This window comes from Nostoc sp. MG11, from assembly GCF_014904695.1.
GTDB lineage: Bacteria > Cyanobacteriota > Cyanobacteriia > Cyanobacteriales > Nostocaceae > Komarekiella.
Genome location: NZ_JACXXN010000119.1, coordinates 1 through 4,712 on the forward strand (window position 1 = coordinate 1; position 4,712 = coordinate 4,712).

Annotated in this window: 6 protein-coding genes and 1 pseudogene; 4 read left to right on the forward strand and 3 right to left on the reverse strand. The window is 41.6% G+C overall.

All coding sequences use genetic code 11. The features are described from left to right. Nucleotides 1-64: 64 nt before the first annotated feature. Nucleotides 65-466 (reverse strand): hypothetical protein, encoded by a 402-nt coding sequence (locus tag HCR01_RS36925; RefSeq protein ID WP_193200850.1) that lies wholly within the window; start codon nt 464-466, stop codon nt 65-67. Beyond that, the gene (locus tag HCR01_RS36930) at nt 424-660 is read right to left on the reverse strand and encodes a hypothetical protein (RefSeq protein ID WP_193200851.1); all 237 of its coding nucleotides are present in this window, start codon (nt 658-660) and stop codon (nt 424-426) included. Before HCR01_RS36930 ends, HCR01_RS36925 begins: the two co-directional genes overlap by 43 nt. A gap of 253 nt (nt 661-913) precedes the next feature. Here HCR01_RS36930 and HCR01_RS36935 point away from each other — a divergent pair, with 253 nt between their 5' ends. The 3 genes from HCR01_RS36935 to HCR01_RS36945 are packed head-to-tail and all read left to right on the forward strand — an operon-like array spanning nt 914 to nt 3,612. After that, nucleotides 914-1,681, forward strand: a complete 768-nt coding sequence (locus HCR01_RS36935; protein WP_193200852.1) for a ParA family protein — start codon at nt 914-916, stop codon at nt 1,679-1,681. Further along, nucleotides 1,678-2,622, forward strand: a complete 945-nt coding sequence (locus HCR01_RS36940; protein WP_193200853.1) for a ParB/RepB/Spo0J family partition protein — start codon at nt 1,678-1,680, stop codon at nt 2,620-2,622. Before HCR01_RS36935 ends, HCR01_RS36940 begins: the two co-directional genes overlap by 4 nt. 36 nt (nt 2,623-2,658) lie before the next feature. After that, on the forward strand, nt 2,659-3,612 hold the full coding sequence (locus HCR01_RS36945; RefSeq protein WP_193200854.1) for an RpoD/SigA family RNA polymerase sigma factor: 954 nt from the start codon (nt 2,659-2,661) through the stop codon (nt 3,610-3,612). Here HCR01_RS36945 and HCR01_RS36950 read toward each other — a convergent pair. Beyond that, nucleotides 3,607-3,810, reverse strand: coding sequence for a hypothetical protein (locus HCR01_RS36950; protein WP_193200855.1), 204 nt, complete (start codon nt 3,808-3,810; stop codon nt 3,607-3,609). The genes HCR01_RS36945 and HCR01_RS36950 overlap by 6 nt on opposite strands. 132 nt (nt 3,811-3,942) lie before the next feature. Here HCR01_RS36950 and HCR01_RS36955 point away from each other — a divergent pair. Beyond that, nucleotides 3,943-4,712, forward strand: a pseudogene (locus tag HCR01_RS36955) (hypothetical protein); the annotation flags it as partial.

The window sequence follows — 4,712 nt, forward strand, 5'->3', positions numbered from 1 at the left end:
TATGATGAGGATGAAGATGAGTCAGAGGAGGAATAAACTTTTTTAACTATGAGCGACCAAATCTCTACTTCCAGGGTGAAGAAATAGCTGTTGTTGATAGCACTTCTTTTGCATTCAGTATAATCCCGGTTTCGCCACAGTTAGGGCACTTCACTTTAGCCGGAATTACTGAAGGGCGTCCCTTGTACTCACCCATTGCAGGCTCCCCACTAAACTCACCAACTATGCCCTGCTTGCAATGCCAGCACTCGAATACTACGCGCCCTACTGGTTTGTCACAGTCCATAAACTGCATGTGCTGGCATTGCTGGGGTGGTAACTCTTCTTCTTCATCGCTATGAGTAAATTGTCGCTGGTGCTTGGACTGTTGCGGTGAATTGGATTTGCGCGGGGGAGCGTAGACTCGTTTGGCTTTGTCTTTTTCTAAAGGTAGCGGTTTATTGTCAATGTAAACGCTCTGCGGCAAGTCGAGAGATACCGCGCTTGGGGTTCGGCTTGGAGTTCAGCTTGCGGCGGCTCATTACTCTTGCTTGGGTCAGGCTGAGAGGTTGGCTGCTGTTTCTCTACGGGTTTATAAGCAACAAGTTCAGGCTTGAGGGTTGGGTCGTTGGTTTTTGGCTGCTGCTGGGGTGGTTTGGATGGGCGCTGGGTAGATTTCATGAAGACTTTAAGTTAAATAAACTTACGCGCACTAGGTAACTTTTGTATCTTAACCGTCAATCCATTTTACTGAATTTCTCTTTTGTGGGAATAACAACATTTGTTAAACCTTTTAGTTAGCCGCAGGCAGAGATTTTAACTTTTGCTTGTATGAAACTGCACTCAAGGATAAAATCAGCCGTATCAGGTGCTTCATTGACAAACTCTAATTTTTTCCACATCAATTTATAAACTTCTCAACCAACAGCTAACTGTGAGCAAAACTCGTATTATTGCACTATTTAATCAGTCAGGAGGAGTAGGTAAGACCAGTCTAACCATGAACTTGGGTTACCATCTCACTCAAAAAAAGAAAAATCGCGTTCTACTTATAGATATGGATCCTCAAGCGTCGTTGACGACATTTATGGGATTAGAACCGGAAAATACTACCAACACTGTATATGAAGCAGTGGTAAGTGAAGATCCATTACCAATCTATCCTGAACTAATTCACGGCATGAGTTTAACTCCTGCTAACATCAATTTAAGTGCAGCTGAACTCGAACTTGTCGCGGCGTTAATGCGTGAAATGCGTCTGAAAAATGCGCTTGTATCTGTATTGGATAAATATGATTTTATTTTGATAGACTGTCCTCCATCATTAGGCATACTCAGCGTTATTAGTTTAGTAGCAGCGACACATGTGTTAGTTCCCATTCAGTGTCAATTCAAATCTTTTCAAGGAACTGATTTACTATTGAGGACTGTAGCATCACTCCGTAAAGGAGCTAACAAAGATCTTGCAATTGCTGGCTTTATTCCAACAATGTATGATGCACGTACTGCTCAAGAAAGTAGAACTATGAAAGCTATTTCAGAACAACTATCACCACTAGCAACAGTCTATGAGCCAGTTCCTAAAACTATTGCCTTTGCAGATTCAAGTGAGGCGCGTCTACCCTTAGCACTATATAGCCCAAAACATCCTGCTGTCAGTGTCCTAAAAAAGATCACCTTAAGTTTAGAAAAACTACCGTGATTAACAGTAAAAAAGACAAACCTTATACCAGCCATTTAAAAGGTGTAGCCGCTTTACTTGGTGAAAACTTTGACCAAAATGAAAGTACTACTAGCTCACCACAGAATATTTCCATTGATGCGATCAAATTGCCTCAATCACAACCCAGGCGTTATTTCGATACTGAAAAGCTGAACCAGCTTGCATTATCAATTCAGGAGCATGGTATCCTTGAACCACTACTTATCCGTCCTCTGGAAAAAGAATACGAGCTTGTTGCTGGAGAGCGCCGCTTACGTGCAGCCAAAATAGTTGGTTTAAAAGAAGTACCCGTTGTCATTAGAGATTTTAATGACCAAGAGGCTTTACAGATATCGCTTGTTGAAAACTTGGCAAGGGAAGACTTGAACCCTATAGAAGAAACCGAAGGGGTACTTCAACTTTTAAGCTTGCGGTTAGAACAAAATACTAGCGAGGTAGTTTCTTTGCTCTACCGAATGCAAAACGAAGTTAAAGGGAAAGTTACCCAAAACGTTTTGGGTAGTGAAGAATATACAATTGTTAAAGCTATTTTTGATGCATTAGGAATAATATCTTGGGAATCTTTTGTTAGCAGCCGCCTACCGTTGCTCAAATTACCACAAGACGTATTAAACATACTACATCAAGGAAAAATTGAGTACACTAAGGCTACTGCTATTGCTCGTGTTAAAGATGCACTACAAAGAACATCACTTATGGAAACTGCCATAGCAGAAAATTTGTCTTTAGTGCAGATTAATGAACGAATCAAAGCAGCCCAGACAATTACCTCAAAGTCGATATCTCTCAAAGATCGCTACAAACAAGCATCAAGTAAATTGCAAAAATCGCCTGTTTGGAACAATCCAAAAAAACAAAAAACTTTAGAAAAATTGCTTGCTCAAATCGAATCACTTTTGGGTGAAAACTCGCCTGGATAATATTACTTGTTTGATTTGTTTATTTAAGTAAGTTTTATGCCTTCTACTCCCACTCCAGACCTAGTTCGCCTCTACCTGCAAGACATTGGTCGCGTCCCCTTGCTAACTGGCTCCCAAGAAATTGCATTAGCAAGACTTGTACAGCAGATGGTAGCAATTGAACAACGGAAAACTGAACTCACGCAAGAACTACATCGCCAACCAACAACATCTGAATTATCTGTGGACACAGGTAAAACCGAAGCTGAAATTGCTCAAATTTTTCGCCAAGGTCAACAAGCCAAACAGAAGATGGTGACAGCCAACCTGCGGCTGGTGGTTTCAATCGCCAAGAAGTACCAAAACCGGAACATGGAATTGCTCGATTTAATTCAGGAAGGTTCACTAGGACTACAACGGGGAATAGAGAAATTTGACCCCAATCGCGGTTATAAGTTATCGACTTACGCTTACTGGTGGGTTACTCAAGCAATTACACGAGCCATAGCAGAACAATCCCGCAATATTCGCTTACCTGTTCATGTTACAGAAAGACTTAATCAGATTAAGAAAGCACAGCGAGAAATATTTCAGACACTAGGTCGTCTTCCTAGTGTCGTAGAAATTGCCGAAAATTTGAACTTGCAGGCGAACCAAATTCGGGAAGCTCTAACTGCATCTGGTCAAACACTTTCTTTAAATTTGTGTGTGGGAGAAAACCAGGATACAGAACTGGGCGAACTCTTGCATGATGAAAGCGTCTCCCCAGATGAAGATATCACTCAAGAATGTTTGCGCCAAGACATGATCAATATGCTCTCATTGCTAACACCCATACAAAGAGAAGTGGTAATTTTGCGCTTTGGGCTTGAAGATGGACAGCCACTAAATTTGAGACAAGTTGGGGAACAGCTAAACCTTAGCCGAGAGCGAATTCGTCAAATTGAGGTCAAAGCAATGGCTATTCTGCGCCGTCATCAAGAGAATATTCAGGATTATTTTGCTTCATGATGAGCAATGAGTTACGAAAGTTGTGATTTGTTCCAATTCGTCTTGATGTTGAGAAGCAACTATCGGTTCAAGGCCTAATACAGGTTCAATTAGTTGCACTAGAGTTACATCATTTTGAGCATCTTGAGGCGTTAAACCTTGGAAATATGCATGAAAGCTGCGTTCTTGAGCGGGGGGAGTGTTTTTGCACGTCTCCACAAGTTGCCCTTATCTTCTAAATATGGGGTTTTCTCTCTTAAACTTAAGAACTTCCCTACCCCTGTTCGCTTCACTAAATATCAACAACAGGTAGTATTACATTACTAAAATTGATAAGATTGACTGATTGTTATGAATACTCCCTTGCCTTTAGAGCCTCCCCAAAACGCCTTAGAAGCCCTTTTAAAATTGCGAGATTATTACGCACCTCTTGTAGAAGAGTATGAAAGGTTATACACCCAGTCCAAAGATAGTCTCACTCATGTCGAAGCTTTGCTGTCTAATTGGCCTTCTGCCTCCTCTGTGGAGCAGGAGGAGTCATCCACTCCTCAAAAACAAGAAAAGTTGTTGTTATTTCTCAATGACGAATTTAAAAATGACGATTTTGAGCCTAATCTTTTAGAACCTCTGAAATTAGACGATTCCGAGTCGCAAGCCGAGTACGCAGATGATGACCTGACTGAATTACCAGAATCACTTATATTCCCGCTCATTGAAACTCGCTCAGATGAAAAGCCTGATGCAGCACTGACCTCTGAACTACCAGAGCCATCTACATTCCCCCTTATACAAACTCGCTCAGATGAAGAATCTGACGTTGCTACAGACACGAGTGTATTACCACAATCCATATCCCCAATTATAGAAACAGAGACATCAACTCAACAGCGCTCGCTCCACGGATTAGAGATTCCCATGTTGAGCGAGTATAAATCTCTAAGCCGCCCGGAAGCGATTGAACAGGTGTTAGCAGAAGAGATTGGCACAAGTGTCCATATTGATTTTATAGTGCGATCGCTCTACGGAGAGTTAGAGCCTGATGTGTTTAAGGTGGTGAAAAGTAGAGTTCAATCTTCGCTGACTCAGGGTAAGGAAAGTAATAAATGGTTCAGTGTTCCAGG